Origin of the sequence: Streptomyces albiflavescens (genome assembly GCF_014645835.1) — a bacterium.
Classification (GTDB): domain Bacteria; phylum Actinomycetota; class Actinomycetes; order Streptomycetales; family Streptomycetaceae; genus Streptomyces; species Streptomyces albiflavescens.
Map to the genome: position 1 here is coordinate 151921 of NZ_BMMM01000014.1, position 15684 is coordinate 167604.

General features: G+C 70.8%; 14 protein-coding genes. 8 read left to right on the forward strand and 6 right to left on the reverse strand.

Annotation, left to right across the window (positions count from 1 at the left end; translation table 11 throughout):
• Positions 1 to 85: 85 nt before the first annotated feature.
• Positions 86 to 1270 carry a PP2C family protein-serine/threonine phosphatase gene (locus IEY95_RS33055; RefSeq protein WP_229703523.1) on the reverse strand — a complete coding sequence of 395 codons (1185 nt, stop codon included), beginning with the start codon at positions 1268 to 1270 and terminating at the stop codon, positions 86 to 88.
• A 230-nt stretch (positions 1271 to 1500) separates the two neighbouring features.
• Between IEY95_RS33055 and IEY95_RS33060 the strand changes: the two genes are divergently transcribed.
• Positions 1501 to 1821: a hypothetical protein gene (locus tag IEY95_RS33060; RefSeq protein WP_189189858.1), complete on the forward strand. Its 321-nt coding sequence runs from the start codon at positions 1501 to 1503 to the stop codon at positions 1819 to 1821.
• A 258-nt stretch (positions 1822 to 2079) separates the two neighbouring features.
• Here IEY95_RS33060 and IEY95_RS51185 read toward each other — a convergent pair whose 3' ends face one another.
• The gene (locus tag IEY95_RS51185) at positions 2080 to 2157 is read right to left on the reverse strand and encodes a 50S ribosomal protein bL37 (RefSeq protein WP_465560540.1); all 78 of its coding nucleotides are present in this window, start codon (positions 2155 to 2157) and stop codon (positions 2080 to 2082) included.
• 239 nt (positions 2158 to 2396) lie between these two features.
• On the opposite strand from IEY95_RS51185, the gene IEY95_RS33065 reads away from it, so the two are divergent.
• Positions 2397 to 3095: a hypothetical protein gene (locus IEY95_RS33065; RefSeq protein ID WP_189189859.1), complete on the forward strand. Its 699-nt coding sequence runs from the start codon at positions 2397 to 2399 to the stop codon at positions 3093 to 3095.
• Positions 3096 to 3468: 373 nt separating this feature from the next.
• Here the strand turns inward: IEY95_RS33065 and IEY95_RS33070 are convergent, their stop codons facing one another.
• On the reverse strand, positions 3469 to 5715 hold the full coding sequence (locus IEY95_RS33070; RefSeq protein WP_229703524.1) for an FUSC family protein: 2247 nt from the start codon (positions 5713 to 5715) through the stop codon (positions 3469 to 3471).
• A gap of 426 nt (positions 5716 to 6141) precedes the next feature.
• Between IEY95_RS33070 and IEY95_RS33075 the strand changes: the two genes are divergently transcribed.
• The 3 genes from IEY95_RS33075 to IEY95_RS33085 all read left to right on the forward strand — a co-directional run bounded on the left by IEY95_RS33075 (position 6142) and on the right by IEY95_RS33085 (position 10175).
• On the forward strand, positions 6142 to 7179 hold the full coding sequence (locus IEY95_RS33075; protein ID WP_189189860.1) for an NADP-dependent oxidoreductase: 1038 nt from the start codon (positions 6142 to 6144) through the stop codon (positions 7177 to 7179).
• Positions 7176 to 8228 carry an alcohol dehydrogenase catalytic domain-containing protein gene (locus IEY95_RS33080; RefSeq protein WP_189189861.1) on the forward strand — a complete coding sequence of 351 codons (1053 nt, stop codon included), beginning with the start codon at positions 7176 to 7178 and terminating at the stop codon, positions 8226 to 8228. The genes IEY95_RS33075 and IEY95_RS33080 overlap by 4 nt, the downstream gene beginning before the upstream one ends.
• Before the next feature lie 180 nt (positions 8229 to 8408).
• Positions 8409 to 10175, forward strand: a complete 1767-nt coding sequence (locus IEY95_RS33085; protein WP_189189862.1) for a pentapeptide repeat-containing protein — start codon at positions 8409 to 8411, stop codon at positions 10173 to 10175.
• A gap of 128 nt (positions 10176 to 10303) precedes the next feature.
• On the opposite strand, the gene IEY95_RS33090 is transcribed toward IEY95_RS33085, so the two are convergent.
• The 3 genes from IEY95_RS33090 to IEY95_RS33100 are packed head-to-tail and all read right to left on the reverse strand — an operon-like array spanning position 10304 to position 12794.
• Entirely contained in the window at positions 10304 to 10624 is a 321-nt protein-coding gene (locus IEY95_RS33090) for a hypothetical protein (RefSeq protein WP_189189863.1), read from the reverse strand.
• On the reverse strand, positions 10621 to 11217 hold the full coding sequence (locus tag IEY95_RS33095) for a SigE family RNA polymerase sigma factor (protein ID WP_373294593.1): 597 nt from the start codon (positions 11215 to 11217) through the stop codon (positions 10621 to 10623). The genes IEY95_RS33090 and IEY95_RS33095 overlap by 4 nt, the downstream gene beginning before the upstream one ends.
• Before the next feature lie 14 nt (positions 11218 to 11231).
• Positions 11232 to 12794 (reverse strand): sodium:solute symporter family protein, encoded by a 1563-nt coding sequence (locus IEY95_RS33100; RefSeq protein ID WP_189189864.1) that lies wholly within the window; start codon positions 12792 to 12794, stop codon positions 11232 to 11234.
• A gap of 167 nt (positions 12795 to 12961) precedes the next feature.
• Between IEY95_RS33100 and IEY95_RS33105 the strand changes: the two genes are divergently transcribed.
• The 3 genes from IEY95_RS33105 to IEY95_RS33115 all read left to right on the forward strand — a co-directional run bounded on the left by IEY95_RS33105 (position 12962) and on the right by IEY95_RS33115 (position 15627).
• Entirely contained in the window at positions 12962 to 13183 is a 222-nt protein-coding gene (locus tag IEY95_RS33105; RefSeq protein ID WP_189189865.1) for a DUF3311 domain-containing protein, read from the forward strand.
• A 90-nt stretch (positions 13184 to 13273) separates the two neighbouring features.
• On the forward strand, positions 13274 to 15442 hold the full coding sequence (locus IEY95_RS33110; protein ID WP_229703526.1) for a carbon starvation CstA family protein: 2169 nt from the start codon (positions 13274 to 13276) through the stop codon (positions 15440 to 15442).
• Entirely contained in the window at positions 15439 to 15627 is a 189-nt protein-coding gene (locus IEY95_RS33115) for a YbdD/YjiX family protein (protein ID WP_189189866.1), read from the forward strand. The genes IEY95_RS33110 and IEY95_RS33115 overlap by 4 nt, the downstream gene beginning before the upstream one ends.
• Positions 15628 to 15684 lie beyond the last annotated feature (57 nt).

A 15684-nucleotide genomic window follows, 5' to 3' on the forward strand; every position in this document is an offset into this window, starting at 1 on the left:
AAACGCCCACCTGGAACGTCGGTTGGCGGGAGCATCACCCCATGCGGGTGACCGAGTCGGGCCCCGAACGGACGGGCAGTGCGGATCAGTGTGAGGACCGCTCGGACTCCGAGCGGTGCAGAACCCGTCGGCGTGGATGACCCTTGTGTGCCGGGTGGCTCGGGTGCACGGCAGACGTGCGGCGGACCGCGATCAGAGCGGCGTCGTCACCGAGGCGTCCGCCGCCGTGGGTGAGGAGATCGCGCCTGATGTGGTGCAGGAGAGACTCCGGGCTGTGGTCGGTCCATTGGGCGGCCCGTTCCGTGAGCGGGTAGAAGCGGCCGCCTGGACCGCGGGCTTCGATGACGCCGTCGGTGTACAGCAGGAGAGTGTCCCCGGTCTCGAAGGAGAAAACATCTACGGTGAAGTCCGTCAGCGCTGTCCGGCCGACTCCCAGCGGGGGTGTGGGGTGCACGGGAACGGTGACGGCGTCCCCGTGGCTGAGCAGCAGCGGCGGAGGATGGCCGCAGCTGGACATCCGGGTGATGGGGTCCTCGTCGGGGATCTCCATCAGCAACGCGGTCACGAACCGTTCCCCGGCCTCCTCCTCCGGCTCGAAGTCGTCCAGATAGCGGTCGACGCTCTGTTCCAGGGCGGCGGCAAGTTCGGGAAGGGCGAGGTGTTTGTGGGCGGCCTCGCGGAAGGCGCCGAGCAGGAGGGCGGCTTCTCCAATGGCGTCCAGGCCCTTGCCCCGTACATCGCCGATCATCACGCGGGTCCCGCCGTCGATGCGGGTGGCCGCGTACAGGTCGCCACCGATCTGAGCCTCGTCTTCCGCAGCCAGGTAGAGGCAGGCAACCCGCAGCGGGCCGATCTCCTCCGGCAGCGGCCACAGCAGGACATGCTGTGCGGCCTCGGCGACCGAGCGCACCTGGGCCAGCTCTTTCTGGCGCCGCTCGCGCACCACGCAGAAGAACACGGTCAGCGCCGACAGCACCGCCAGGGCGAGGACCTGCACCATTACATTCCGGGTGAACAGCGCACCGAAGTGCCAACCGATGAATGCCTGGGCCAGCACCGCCAGGGCCCCGACGAGCGCGGTCAGGCGGGGGCCGGCAAATGACGCCGTGATGGCGGGTGCGATGACCAGCAGCGGACCGAGATGGACATCTTCCGGAACCAGCAGGTCCGCCGTTGTGATCACCACGATGAGGGCGAGAGGGATCACCAGCAGCGCGTGGCTCGACTGCCACGGCTGCCGCAGTTCGGCCAGACTCAGCCGGGAGCCCACGCCTCCAGCCTGCACCGTTGGGGCAGAGCTGACCAATACGTGCCACGGCCGCCGACCCGGCCTTGGCCGGCCTCGCCGACTCCGCGGGCACCGGCACCGCTGCGGGCGAAGCCCCGGACGACCGACAACCAGCCTGCGCCACGGTCACGGCCGTGCCCGAGGCAAGCGCAACCGTCGTCCCGCGAAACGATCAGTAGCCGGCCTTGAGCACGGGGCGGATGGTGTGAGGCGTGAAAAGAGCGGGCGTGGAGAGGGGCGGCAGTGGACCTGGACGCCGTCGCGGACGAGCTGACGGGCTGCCTCCGGAGGACTTCACCGCTGCCCGTGATGCCCGTGCGGCCGCGGCCCGCAGCGCCGGCGATCGGGCCCTCGCGGAGAAGATCCACACACTGCGTCGCCCCAGCTCGTCGGCCTGGGCGGCCAACCTCCTGGTACGCGGACGGCCCGACGAGATCGAGCCGATGCTCCAGCTCGGCAAGGCCCTGCGCCAGGCACACCACGACCTGGACGGGCCCAGCTGCGCGAGCTCAGCCGCCGACAGCACCTGCTGATCAACGCACTGCCGCGGCAGGCCGGTCAACTGGCGAAGGAGGACGGTCACCCGATCAGCGACGGCGTTCGGCGTGAGGTCGAAAGCGTCCTCCATACCGTTCTCGCCGAGCGCCACGCGGTCGAATGCGGGAATCATTCGGCTCGAGCGCCACCGGGCCGTGGCCGCGAGGTACGGCAGGCTTGCCGCCTGCCATGGGGCGACCGGGCTGGTCGCAGTCCTCAACGAGTCGCTGCGACCAGCACTTTCCCAGCAGGCGCTAGCACTGCGGCCGTCGCCCGTGGTTCGCGGCGTGCTTGCGGCGTCCCTTCTTCTTCCTGCGTCGCTTCGAGGACATGGCAACCTCCCGCGCATGGATATGTCAGGGAGCGTCCCGGCATCGGAACATATCCACGATTCCACAGAGGGCATGGGGGCGCGAGCCGACCGGACGTGTCATGGATTCGTGCAATGGACACCGCATGCCTGTCTCAGACCCGATGCCTTCACCCGGAGGCGCAGGCCCGGATCCAACGCCTCTCGGAATTGTGGCCTCCGCCATAGCCTGTGTGGTCCGGGCCTGCTGAGGTGATCGTCATGACCGAGGGAATCACCTGGCTCGCCGAACCGAAATCCATCGACTGGGGCGGCTACAGCGTCGTCATCGCTCAAGACCTCGCCGGCGACACACTCGCCAAGCGCGTAGCGGCAACCAAGTTCGGACGAAACGTCCAAGAACCACGTTTCCTGGGCGACCTCACCGCTGGACAGGCCGACGACGTCATGACGGGGCTGTTCGGCGACACGCATGACGCGATCGCTCTCCGCTACGGCGAGACGGGCGAGTGGGCCTATGTGGTCCAACAGGGCTTCTGGTACGCGGAGTTCGGGTCCCAACCGCCCGTCTCCCGCGGCGGGGCCCACGTGTTCCGCCTGTGGTACGAGGAGGAGAACGGCAAGCCCGTGCCGCCCTACTTCGCCTACGAGCACGACGGCCGTACGCTGTGCCACTTCAACCTGCACCTCGACGGCTCGTGGGGATCGAGCAGAGTCGACGGAGACCCGGCCGTGGCCCGCGCGCTCGAGGCCAGGCTGACGGCAGCCGGTCTCTCCCTCGACAACCCCGAAGAGCGCTGGGACGACCGGCGCAGGACCCATCGGGCGTGCCTCGGCGCCGTCGAGGAGCACTTCAACCTCACGCTGCCCCGCGAACAAATCCTCCATGGCACCCTTCCCACACTCATGATGAAGGCGAACAGCGCCCGGTGCCCGTTCTGCGGGACGAAGCAGGCATGACCGTCCGCCCGTGGACGGAGGTCCGGTAGCCGAGCCGGCACTTTGCCACCGCGGTGCACAGCACTTCGGGACCGGTGCCTGGCTCGGCACCCGCTCGACGCGCCACCGCACCGCCAAAGGACCGGTGGTACACATACGTTGATCGGGTGTGAGGCCGGAGTCCAAGCTCTGCTGGGGGAGTGGCCGCCGGAGTCCGAGCCGCTGGAACAGCGGTGCGCGCCGCTCGCGGGCGGCCGGTGACGGCCGCCGAGAACAGTCGAAGCGACAGGCCGCCCCCAGGGGTTGGGTGAACGGCGGCGGGCCAAGTCGGGGGAGCCCGCGCGAGGAGTCGGTGACGGAGCATGTGCTTCGACCGTGCTGCCGGCTGATCCGCTCAGAGTCTGCCGTGCTGCACAGTGGTCGTTTTGCCGTGCTCGGGTCCGGGCCCGCCGCGCGCGACCCGTGCCAGATCGGTCATCAGGGAGGCCAGCCACGACAGGGTCGCGTAGTACAACCGCGGTGCGCCGGGTGGCTCGATGGCGAACCCCGCGAGGGCCGGGTCGATCAGCGGCACCGGCGCGGTCGGGGTGTCGCCCCCGGGATCCAGCGCCGCCGAGACCAGCAACATACGCCCGCACACCCGGTCCCCGAGCCCGCTGACCGACTCGGCCGCCGCTGGTCCCAACCCGGCGAGCGGCGGCTCCAGCAGCCGCTCCGACCCCCACAGGGTGTGATGACCGGCCATCAGCGTCGCCTGCCAGTCCACTCCGGGCAGCGCCGTGACCCTCCCCCTTCCTCCGAAGGGTGTCGGCTCGCTCTGGAACTGAGCGTACGCGGACTCCGCGAGGATGACCGCTTGCTGGAGCGACCGGTGGCCGGGGCCCCCGGACGGCGTGGCCACTGCCCCGCCTCCCGCCACCGATGCACCGGTCGCCACCACGATCTCGGCTGCCCTACGCAGGAGTTCCGCCGCCGCGTTGCGCAGCTCGTCGTGGGCCCCCCGGGGCCAGGCCAGCAGACCGAAGACCGCGCCGATCGCACTGCCGACCAGCACGTCCAGCAGCCGGACCTCCGCCAGTCGCCACGTCGGCGGCGCCAGCTGGGCGAAGACCAGGGCCACGAGCACGGTGAACAGGCCCTGTGCCCAGCCGACTCCTCTGACCGGCCCCACCGTGAAGGCGAACAGCATCCACACCGGCAGTACGGCGGCGTACACCGCGGTGTGGGTCCCCGCCAGGGACAGCACCCCCGCGGTCACCAGAGCTCCGGCCAGGGTGCCCGCGAGCGCCAGCCGGATAGTGTTCCAGGTTTCGTCCATGGTGGTCCGGGTCAGGGTGAGGGTCGCCAGCATGGCCCAGAACCCGTGGGGCAGCGTGTCCACCCCGGCCACGAGCCTGGCCGCCGTCAGGGCCAGGGCGATGCGCACGGCGTTCTGGAAGAACACCGAGCGGCGCCCGGCATGGCCGCGCAGCCGGTGCCACCACAGGCACGGGGCCCAGGTCGTGGCGTACCAGAAGCGACTCTGCGACACCTCGGGCGAGGCCCGGCGGCCTCGTACCGACAGATCTGCCGCCGTCGCCATGGCGAGCGCCGCGTCGGCGATCTCCAGCACGGCGGCGTGCCGGCGCAGGACGACAGGCGGGAAGGGGGGCGTGGGAGCGGCCCCGTCGGCGGGGACGGACTCGGAAGTCCTGGCGGGGGAGGGGGCGGGGCCCGCCGAGAGAGCCGACAGGTGTGCGCGTGCTGTGACCAGCTCCTTGTACGGTGCCGCGGGCGACGGCCCCGCCCTCAGGCAGGTTGCGGTCGCCGTGGCCAGTCGCGCCACCGCATGCAGTACGGCGGTCACGTCGGGGCCCGGATCGTTTCCCGGCTCGGCGGGAAGTTGTCCCAGTCGGCTGAGCAGGGCGCGGGTGGTCAGTCCGGTGTGGGCGAGGGCTCGGTCGCGCACCCCCGGCCCCGCGGGGCGTTCCGCCTCCGGCACGGTCAAGGACCTCAGCATCCGCCCGGCATCACGCGCCGTCCGGATGTCCGCGTCGTTCAGGGCGTACGGGGGCGTGGCGAGGAGCGTCGCGCAGCGGGCGGCGGTCTGCGCGGCGTGGGCGGCGCGCTCCCGGTAGGGCGGCGGGGTGGGCTCGGGAAGGATCAGCGCCTCGGCGGCGATGAACAGGAGCAGCCCTGTGGTCGTCCCGATCAGCCGGTCGCCGAGCGAACCGGGATCGTACGGGGGGAAGGACGGCAGGATGTAGAGGAGTTGCAGGCCTGGCGCCGCCCCCGCCGGACGTGGACCGCCCACGGCGGAGAAGGCCAGCGTGAAGCCGACCATGAGCATGCCGACGACGGCGCTCCAGGTCCGCACCGACAGATAGGTGCCGACAACCACCAGCAGCCAGCACACCGGAATCAGGCGCACCGTCAGCGCGGCGCGCTGACGGCCGGTGCCGGGGATCTTGGACAGTCCGCCCAGCGCCACGGCAGAGAACAGGGCGTAGGTTGCCGCAACGGGGCGGTCGAAGCCGTAACGGAAGAGGTAGAAGCCGGTCGAGGCGACCAGGGTCACACGTACCGCCCGGCGGCCCGTGGCCGCGTAGGACGCCCGGATCCGACCGGCACACACACCCAGCACCCCTACAGGATCACGCACGACCGGGAGCCCGGCACCTTCCCGGACAAGCTTCCGGCACCGCCGGCCACCGCGACGCGCAGGTCCGGCACGCCCTGATCCGCCTGCAGTACTGGGCCCAGCGCCACGTCCGTCGGCGCCGAACGCGGAACGAACGCGATGGACCAGGACCAGAACGCCCAACACCGTCCAGGGCAGAGGGACGAGCCCCGCAGTGCGGTCTCCGAGAACGCGATCACCGGGATGGCACGCGGTGCGGGACGTCGCCGTCGTGGGTCCGCGTCGTGCGTCGCACCCGGACTCTCTTGCCCCCGGCGAGACGGCGCCGTACGCTCACGACGTCGTACCGACTGGACGGTATGCCGGGGGCGTCGATACGCGGCGAAGAGCAGCATGCCGGCTGTGCCCGCCGACCCCCTTCACCGCCGACTGCAGGAGCCGCCGGACATGACCAGAATCAACCACCAGGTGCGCCTGGCCGCACGTCCCGTGGGCGAGCCGCGTGACACTGACTGGCAGCACGTCGAGGAGCCCGTCGGTGAGCCGGGCGACGGGGAACTCCTGGTGCAGGTGCTCTACCTGTCGATCGACCCGGCGATGCGCGGCTGGATGAATGCGGGCAGGTCCTACATCCGCCCGGTGGAGGTCGGCGAAGTGATGCGTGCCGGCGCCGTGGGACGGGTGATCGCCTCCCGGCATCCTGGCTTCGCGGTCGGCGACCATGTGTCGGGCGCTTTCGGCGTGCAGGAGTACTGCCTGTCGGACGGGCGCGACGTCACCAAGGCCGACCCGGCGGCGGCGCCCCTGTCGACCTACCTGGGCACGCTCGGCATGTCGGGCCTGACTGCGTACTTCGGTCTGATCGACATCGGACGTCCCGAGCCCGGCCAGACCGTCGTGGTCTCCGGAGCGGCCGGGGCGGTCGGCAGCGTCGTCGGCCAGATCGCCAAGATCTTGGGCTGCCGGGTCGTAGGCATCGCCGGCGGCGAGCGCAAGTGCCGGTTGCTGGTCGAGGAGTTGGGGTTCGACGCCGCGATCGACTACCAGACCGAGGACGTCCGCAAGGCGCTGCGCGAACACGCCCCCGACGGCGTCGATGTGTACTTCGACAACGTCGGCGGCGACGTCCTGGACGCCGTGCTGCTCCGGCTGGCGCGAGGTGCCCGCGTCGTCATCTGCGGTGCTGTCTCCCAGTACAACAGCACCGAGCCGAAGGGCCCCGCCAACTACATGTCACTGTTGGTGAACCGCGCCACCATGACGGGCATGGTGGTGTTCGACTACGCCGACCGCTATGCCGAGGGCATCGCACAGCTGGCCACGTGGCGGGCGAAGGGGCGGCTGAAGTCGCTCGAGGACGTGGTCTCCGGTGGTGTGGCGGCGTTCCCCGAGACGCTCATGCGGCTGTTCCGCGGTGAGAACCACGGCAAGTTGGTGCTCAAGGTCGCGGAGGAGCAGGTCAGCGAGGAGGGAGAAAACCGGTGAAGGCGCTGACCTACCAGGGCCGCCACGACATTCGCTACGAGGATGTCCCCGACCCGGCCGTCACCACCCCGACCGACGCGGTTGTCCAGGTCACCACGGCCGGCATCTGCGGCAGCGACCTGCACATCTACGGGGGCAATCCGTTCAGCCCGGAACTGGGCTACACCCCGGGACACGAGTGCGTCGGCGTGGTCGTCGAGACGGGCGACCAGGTCACTCGCTTCAAGCCCGGCGACCGGGTCCTGGTTCCCGCCTCGGTCGGCTGCACCCTGTGCCGGACGTGCGCGGCCGGGTTCACCGCCCGCTGCGAGCGCGCCAAGAAGCCGACGGACCTCTGCTACGGCGTGAGCCCGCAGCTCCCGGGCAGTCAGGCCCAGGCCTTGGCCGTCCCCCACGCGGACGTCAACCTGGTGCACCTGCCCGAGAGCATCTCCGACGAGGCCGCCGTGGTCCTCACGGACAACGCCCCCACGGCCTGGTACGGCTGCCGCCGCGCCCGCATCCAGCCGGGCGAGACCGTCCTGGTCATCGGCCTCGGCCCGGTCGGGCTCATGGCCGCCCAGTCCGCCTTCGCGATGGGCGCCGCCCGTGTCCTCGGCGCGGACCTGGTCGCGGAGCGACGGGCCTTCGCCGCCACCCTTGGCGTCGAGCCGGTCGAGGGTGAGGACGCACGGACGGCCATACGGGAGATGACCGCAGGACGGGGACCGGACGCCGTGGTGGAGGCTGTGGGCTCGGACGCCACCATCGAACTCGCCCTCAAAGCTGTCCGTCAGGCCGGCCGGGTCAGTGTCATCGGGGTCAGCCAGAACAAGGCCTTCCCCTTCCACATGGGATTGGCGCAGGTCAAGGAGCTGGAGTTCGCCATCGGGCTGTGCTCGATCCACTACGAGCTCCCTGCCCTGATCGCCCTCACCCAGGCCGGCCGGATCACGCCGGAGGTCGTGGTCTCCCACCGCTTCGCCCTCTCCGAGGGCCCCGCGGCATACGAACTCTTCAGCAGCCGCGCCGACGGCGTCCGCAAGATCCTTCTCGACCCTGCCCGTTGATCCACCTCGGTGCTGCCGCCGCGTCAGGCCCAACGTGCCGGCGGCGGCATGCCGAGACTCCGTCGGCCGGGTCGGTGCCGGTACGGCGGCGACCTTGCCGAAGCCCAGCCTCCGCTGTATGGCTGGACGATGAACCGAGTCTGGCCTGAGTGCACCCGGGCGGAATGCACAGCCGTCACGATGCCGGGGAGCGGCCACTGCCTGCGTCATCTGGAGGAGTCGGAACAGCGGGACGCTCTGGAGTCGCTTGCTCCGGGCGCGGATGTGGACTTCCGCGGGGTGCACTTCACGCAAGAGCTCTGGCAGTCGCTGACGACCGCGGTGGACGCGCGCTTCGGGACGGCCCGGTTCGACACGGCCCGGTTTCCGGCGGGAGTGCGCTGCTCGGGCCTTCGCTTCACCGGACCGGCCTACTTCGAAGGGGCGTTCTTCGCGGGCGAAGCGCACTTCACCGGCGCCGATTTCGCCGACTACGCGGGCTTCGACGCGGCCCGGTTCGCGGGGACGGCCTACCTGCGGGAAGTGCGCTTTCACCGCGAAGTCCGCTTTGTGGCCGCGTGGTTCGCGGCGGACGCGTTCTTCGACGGGGTGTCGTGCGCGTCCGTCGCAGAGTTCTCGCAGGCGTGGTTCGAGGGAGTCGCCGCTTTTCCTTCCGCGCGCTTCTCGGGCAGCGTGCGGTTCACCGAAGCCTGGTTCCGGAGGCAGGACGACACGAGCGCGGACTTCTCGGAGGCACACTTCGCCAAGTCGGCAGGCTTCTCCGGAGCGCGGTTCCGGGGCCGGGCGGTGTTCGCGGGGGCGGTGTTCGAGAGCGAGTGGCGCGGACCGGTGGTGTGCGCGGACGAACTGTGGATGCGTGGAGCCGTGTTCAGGACTCCGCTCCGCATAGGCATCGCGGCCAGGAGACTGGACATGAACCGGGTGCGGTGCGAGTCCCCCGCGGCCTTCCAACTGCGGTACGCGGCCGTGTCGTTGAGGGATGCGGTATTCGCGGAACCGGTGACCCTGGCGTACGAGGCGATGCCGTTCATGGCCGGCCCGCGCCAACTCGAGCAGGAGATGCCGCGTGAGGAGGGCAGTGTCGACGTCCATCTGTTGCGGCTGTCCGGTGTCAACGCCGCCCATCTGGTCCTGACCGACGTCGATCTGTCGCGCTGTGAGTTCTCGGGGGCGTACAACCTCGACCAGATCGGTCTGGCGGGGCGCTGCGGGTACGGTGCTCCCCCGCCCGGGCTGCGCCGCCACGGCAACACCTGGTTCCCCGTCCGCTGGTGGAGCCGCCGCCGGGTGGTCGTCGAGGAGCAGTACTGGCGGGCACTGCCCGGTGAGAACCGCACCGACGTGGACACCGACGGATGGGCCACCGGACTCGGGCACCCCGACCCGGCGCAGAGCCCCTCCGCCGACGACGTCGCCATCGTCTACCGCCAGTTGCGCAAGGCGCTGGAAGACACCAAGAACGAGCCCGGGGCCGCCGACTTCTACTACGGCGAGATGGAGATGCGCCGCCACAACAAGGACACCCCGCGCGGCGAGCGGGCCCTGCTGCACGCCTATTGGCTGCTGTCCGGGTACGGGCTGCGGGCCTCGAGGGCACTCGGCGCCCTGCTGGCCGCGATGGGGGCGACCGTGCTGCTGCTCATGCTGTACGGACTGCCCGCAGCGCCGATGACTTCGAGCATGACAGGCCAGGTTCCGGCCGGCGGCGGAGAGGTGGTGCTGACGCCCAACGCATCGGGCAGAAAGGTTCCCAAAGAAGTCCCGGACCGCTTCAGCGCCGCCCGTCTGGAGCGGGCGGGGCGCGTGGTCGTCAACTCGGTGGTGTTCCGCAGCAGTGGCCAGGACCTGACGCAGGGGGGCATGTGGATCGAGATGGGGAGCCGGTTGTCCGAGCCCGTCCTGTTCGGTCTGGCCGTGCTCGCCGCCCGCGGACGGGTGCAGCGCTGACGCCCGCGTCCCGGGGCATTTCGGCGACCCGGCGCATGAGCGACCGGGCCGGCCAGGGCGTGGTGCGAGGGGAGTGTGACGTGGTCACCCTGCCGCGGCACCGCACACACGGCTGAAGTGCGCCGTGTTCAGCCCGAGGCGGCCGGGATGCCGCCGGATGCGGCCGTGCCCGGTGCACCGGAGAAGATGACGTGGGGGTCGGACGGGGTCTGGTTGAGAACCCATAGGCCGATGAGGGTGGCCAGGGTGAAGACGACCGCGATCAGGACGGCGAGGACGAGCCGTCGCCGGCGCTCGCGGCGCAGCCACTCGCCGCGCGCCGTGCGATAGGCGTCGGGGGCGGCACGCACCCCGCCGGCCAGCGCCTCCAGCGCCTCGCTCAGCTCCTTCTCGGTCCGGCTCTGCTCCGCGTGGTCGTTGTCCGTCCGGTCCGGACTGGTGTCGTTCATCGCCGGGCCTCCATCGCTTGGGTCAGGGCGGCGATGCCGCGCGCGGTGTGTGTCTTGACCGATCCGCAGGAGATACCCATCGCGGCGGCGATCTCGCTCTCCTTCAGCCCGAGCCAGTGCCGCAGGACGAGTGCCTCGCGCTGCCGGGGCGGCAGTTGCTGGAGCGCGTCGATCAGTACGCGCTGGTCGTCATGGAGGAGCGCGGTGCTCTCCGCGGAGGCGACGTTGTCGTCCGGCGGGTTCTCCACGTGCTTTCGGGCGACCTGGAGGTGCCGTATGCGCATCCGGGTCAGATTGCACACGGTGGAGCGCAGATACGCCTCCGCGGCCTCGACATCCCGCAGCCGCCGCCACTTCCGGTAGATCTGGTAGTAGGCCTCGGCCACCAGGTTCTCCGGGTCGTCGGCGCCGAGCAGGGCGGCGAGGCGCAGCATCGAGGCGTAATGGGTTTCGAAGAGACGGGCGAGGGCGGCCTCCCGCTCCAGGTCCGCCGGATCGCTCACCTTGGGCGTCAGGGCCTCGGCCGCGGCCGAGGGCTGGGGGATCAGCGGCTCGGTGTCGGCCGCAGCCACCTGCGGCACCGGTACGGCCATCTGCTGTCTGGGTCTCACGGGTTGCTCGCTCCCGTCTCGGGGCGCCGCCTGACGGTCAGGCGGGACGGTAGATCGGTGACGTCGGCGCCGCGCGGGACCCCGAGGCGTTCGAGGGCCGCGGTGCCGGCCACGGCGACGGTCAGATTCAGCAACAGGGCGGCCAGCCCCGCGTAGATCTCCAGTGGCTGCCCGCCGACACCGAGCGGCACGACGGAGGAGAAGCCCTCGCGCACCACGAGAAACGTCCCGGCGGCCATGCCCACGCCCCATCCGGCCAGCAGCGCCCGAGGGTGCAGCCGACCGGTGAACAGTCCGACCGCCACGGCCGGGAAGATCTGCAGGATCCACACCCCGCCCAGCAGTTGGAGGTTGATGGCGTCCTGGTCGCGCAGCCCGAACACGAACGCGACCGCCCCCACCTTCGCGGTGAGCGAGACCGCCTTGGCGATGCGTACCTGCCGCTTGGGTGTGGCCGTCGGATGCACGTACTCGACGTATACGTTGCGTACGAAGCTGGTGGCGGCCGCGATCGACATCACGGCGGCCGGGACCAGCGCCCCCACGGTGATCGCGGCGAACACCAGCCCGGCCAGCGGCGCCGGCATCAATCGGTCGACCAGCATCGGCACCGCGGCCTCGGCGCCGCCTTCCGGGGCGCGCACCCCCGCGGCGAGCGCCGCGATACCGAGGAAACCGAAGAGCGCGAGCAGTCCCGTCCAGGCGGGCAGCGCCACGGAGACCTTGCGCAGAGTGCGCGGGCCGTCGGCGGCGAAACCGGCGGTGAGGACATGCGGGTACATCAGCAGGGCGAGTGCCGAGCCCAGTGCGAGGGTGGCGTACGCGGGCTGCTGGGCCGGGGAGAGGAGGAGAGCGGAGTGCGCCGTGTCCGTACCGCCGAGCCGCACCGCCGCGCGGTCGAAGACCGCGCCGGGACCGCCGAGCCGGTCCAGGACCAGCCAGGTGACGGCGGTGAGCGAGACGAAGACGGCCACTGCCTTGAGCGCGGAGATGACGGCGGGTGCGCGCAGCCCGTGCCGGTACGTCGCCACCGCGAGGCCCGCGAACAGCGCCACCATCACCAGGTCGCCCGTCGCGCCGCGCGGATAGACACCACCGGCGGTCAACACCGCGCGTATACCGAGGAGCTGCAGCGCCAGATAGGGCATCGTCGCGAGGATCCCGGTCAGCGCCACGACCAGGGCCAGCGGCGGCGAACCGTAGCGACCGCGCACGAAGTCGGCCGCGGTGACATAGCCGTGGCGGCGGGCCACGCTCCACAGCCGGGTCAGCAGGACGAAGGCGAGCGGGCAGACGACCACGGTGTACGGCACCGCGAAGAAGGCGGGCGCGCCGTTGCCGTACGCCAGTCCCGGCACGGCGGTGAACGTGTACGCGGTGAAGATCGTGCCCCCGAGCAGCAGCCAGGTCCACACGGGGCCCAGGCTCCGGTCGGCCAGTGCCCAGCCCTCCAGGGACGGCAGCCGGTCGCTCGGGCGCAGCCGCCGTGCGGTGACGGCCAGCAGCGACGCCCCGCCGATCACGGCGAGAAACGTCGCGGTCATGGCGCCATCCGCCATCGGTCACCGTCCTTGGTGTGCCTGAGCCTCACCGGTTAGTTGCGCGGACGGCGCATTCGGATGACGGAAAACCGGCGGGAAATCTTCTGGAAATTCCCTGTCAACCACTTCCGGCGGGTGCGCAACTCTTGCACAGACCGACAGCGAGGGGGAGAGGAGAGCAGGTCATGGCACCCACCGTTCGTCACCGGCTACGACACGTCGCCATCGCCGTCCTGCTTCTCGCGCCCGCCGCAGGCCTGCTGTGGGTCCCCTGGTACGCCGGTGCGAGCCCACGGCTCGCGGGGACGCCGTTCTTCTACTGGTACCAACTCGCCTGGGTGCCGGGCTGCGGGCTGTGCCTGCTCGCCGCGTACGCACTGACCAGGCACGAACGCGACGATCCCTGATCCGGCCCAGCTGCCGGCCGTGCCTCTTTCACCGCACTGCCTTTCACCGCACCGCCTTTCACCGCATCACCCCCGAGGTGAGGAGCCGCCATGCCCACATCCGCCCTGCCCGAATCCGGCCTCCCGGCGCCGGCGGGCCCGTCGCCCGCACGGTCTCGTACGACCCCGCGTGCCGTCCTGCTGTGGACCGCCGTCGCCCTGCTCGGCGCCGTCGGCTGGGGCGTCCTGGCCCTGGCCCGCGGCGAGAGGATCTCCGCGGTCTGGCTGGTCGTCGCCGCCCTCGGCTCGTACGCCATCGCCTACCGCTTCTACTCCCGCTTCATCGTCCGCCGGGTTCTGAAGCCGGACGACCGCCGAGCCACCCCCGCCGAACGGCTGGAGGACGGCGTCGACTTCCAGCCCACCGACCGCCGGGTGCTGCTCGGCCACCACTTCGCCGCGATCGCCGGCGCCGGACCGCTGGTGGGTCCGGTGCTCGCGGCACAGATGGGCTATCTGCCCGGCACCTTGTGGATCGTGGCCGGGGTGATCTTCGCCGGGGCGGTTCAGGACATGGTGGTGCTGTTCCTGTCGATGCGGCGGGACGGCACGTCGCTCGGGCAGATGGCCCGTGACGAGATCGGCCGGGCCGGTGGCGCGGCGGCCCTGATCGCGGTCTTCGCCATCATGATCATCCTGCTCGGTGTGCTGGCCCTGGTCGTCGTCAACGCCCTCGCCCACTCCCCGTGGGGCACCTTCTCGGTGGCCATGACCATCCCCATCGCCCTGTTCATGGGCCTGTGGCTGCACATCCTGCGCCCGGGCCGGGTGGTGGAGGCCAGTGTGATCGGTGTGGCGCTGCTCCTGCTTGCCATCGTCGGCGGCGGCTGGATCGAGAAGTCCTCGCTGGCGGACGCCTTCACGCTCAGCCCCACGACCCTGGTCTTCTGCCTGATCGGATACGGCTTCGTCGCCTCCGTACTGCCGGTCTGGATGCTGCTCGCCCCGCGCGACTATCTCTCCACCTTCATGAAGATCGGCACCATCGCGCTGCTCGCGGTCGGGGTCGTGGTCGCCGCGCCCGTCCTGCGCGCGGACTCGGTCAGCGACTTCGCCTCCTCGGGCGCGGGCCCGGTCTTCGCCGGCGCCCTCTTCCCCTTCCTCTTCATCACCATCGCGTGCGGCGCGCTTTCCGGCTTCCACTCCCTGGTCGCTTCGGGCACCACCCCGAAGCTGATCCAGAAGGAGTCCCAGGTCCGGCTGATCGGCTACGGCGCCATGCTGATGGAGTCCTTCGTCGCGATCATGGCGCTGATCGCCGCGGCCACCCTGGAACCGGGCCTGTACTACGCGATGAACGCACCCGCGGGTCTGCTCGGCACCACAGCCGAATCCGCCTCCCACGCCGTGGCCGGGCTCGGCTTCACCATCACCCCCGACCAGCTGACGCATGCGGCCAAGGCGGTGGAGGAGCAGACTCTCATCGCCCGCTCCGGTGGCGCCCCGACCCTCGCCGTCGGCATGTCGGAGATCTTCTCGGGCGTCTTCGGCGGCACCGCGCTGAAGGCCTTCTGGTACCACTTCGCGATCATGTTCGAGGCGTTGTTCATCCTGACCACGGTCGACGCCGGCACCCGGGTCGGGCGCTTCATGCTCCAGGACATGCTCGGCAACGTCTGGAAGCCCATCGGCCGGGTCAACTGGAAGCCGGGCATCTGGCTGTGCAGCGGACTCGTCGTGGCCGCCTGGGGCTACTTTCTCCACTCCGGCGCCACCGACCCCCTGGGCGGAATCAACCAGCTGTTCCCGCTCTTCGGCATCGCCAACCAGCTGCTCGCCGCGGTCGCCCTCACCGTCTGCACGACGGTCCTGATCAAGTCCGGACGGCTGCGCTGGGCCTGGGTGACCGGCGTCCCCCTGGCCTGGGTGGTCGCCATCACCTTCACCGCCGGGTGGCAGAAGATCTTCTCCGACGATCCCCGCATCGGGTTCTTCGCCCAGCGCACGCGCTACTCCGACGCCCTCGACGCCGGCCAGGTCCTGCCGCCCGCCAAGACCCTCGACGACATGCACACCGTGGTCACCAACTCCACCGTCGACGGCGTCCTGATCGCGCTGTTCCTGCTGCTGGTCGCCGTGGTGATCGGCAACGCGGCGGTGGTCTGTGTCCGGGCCGTACGTTCCCCCGTACCGCTGCCGACGACCGAGGCGCCGTACACCGAATCCCGCATCGACGTGCCCGAGCAGGCGGCGGAGCCCCTGGTGGGAGCCCGACCATGAGCATGCCGCGGTGGGCGCGGGCCGTGCGCTGGTACCTGCGCGAGCTGACCGGGGAGGCGGAGTACGACCGCTACTGCGAGCGGCACCGGCGCCACCACCCGCTCGCCCCCGTGCCGACCCGACGGGAGTACGAGGCGCTGCGCACGCTCCACCGGGAGACCCACCCCCAGAGCCGCTGCTGCTGACACACGCCCTCGAACCGCGAGGCGGGCGCGCCTCCCAGCCCTGACGCCGCGCCCGCC

Coding starts and splice junctions, on each gene's coding strand:
- IEY95_RS51185 (WP_465560540.1), bottom strand. CDS start 2,157: ATGTCCTCGAAGCGACGCAGGAAGAAGAAGGGACGCCGCAAGCACGCC.
- IEY95_RS33065 (WP_189189859.1), top strand. CDS start 2,397: ATGACCGAGGGAATCACCTGGCTCGCCGAACCGAAATCCATCGACTGG.
- IEY95_RS33075 (WP_189189860.1), top strand. CDS start 6,142: ATGACCAGAATCAACCACCAGGTGCGCCTGGCCGCACGTCCCGTGGGC.
- IEY95_RS33085 (WP_189189862.1), top strand. CDS start 8,409: ATGCCGGGGAGCGGCCACTGCCTGCGTCATCTGGAGGAGTCGGAACAG.
- IEY95_RS33090 (WP_189189863.1), bottom strand. CDS start 10,624: ATGAACGACACCAGTCCGGACCGGACGGACAACGACCACGCGGAGCAG.
- IEY95_RS33095 (WP_373294593.1), bottom strand. CDS start 11,217: ATGGCCGTACCGGTGCCGCAGGTGGCTGCGGCCGACACCGAGCCGCTG.
- IEY95_RS33100 (WP_189189864.1), bottom strand. CDS start 12,794: ATGGCGGATGGCGCCATGACCGCGACGTTTCTCGCCGTGATCGGCGGG.
- IEY95_RS33105 (WP_189189865.1), top strand. CDS start 12,962: ATGGCACCCACCGTTCGTCACCGGCTACGACACGTCGCCATCGCCGTC.
- IEY95_RS33110 (WP_229703526.1), top strand. CDS start 13,274: ATGCCCACATCCGCCCTGCCCGAATCCGGCCTCCCGGCGCCGGCGGGC.
- IEY95_RS33115 (WP_189189866.1), top strand. CDS start 15,439: ATGAGCATGCCGCGGTGGGCGCGGGCCGTGCGCTGGTACCTGCGCGAG.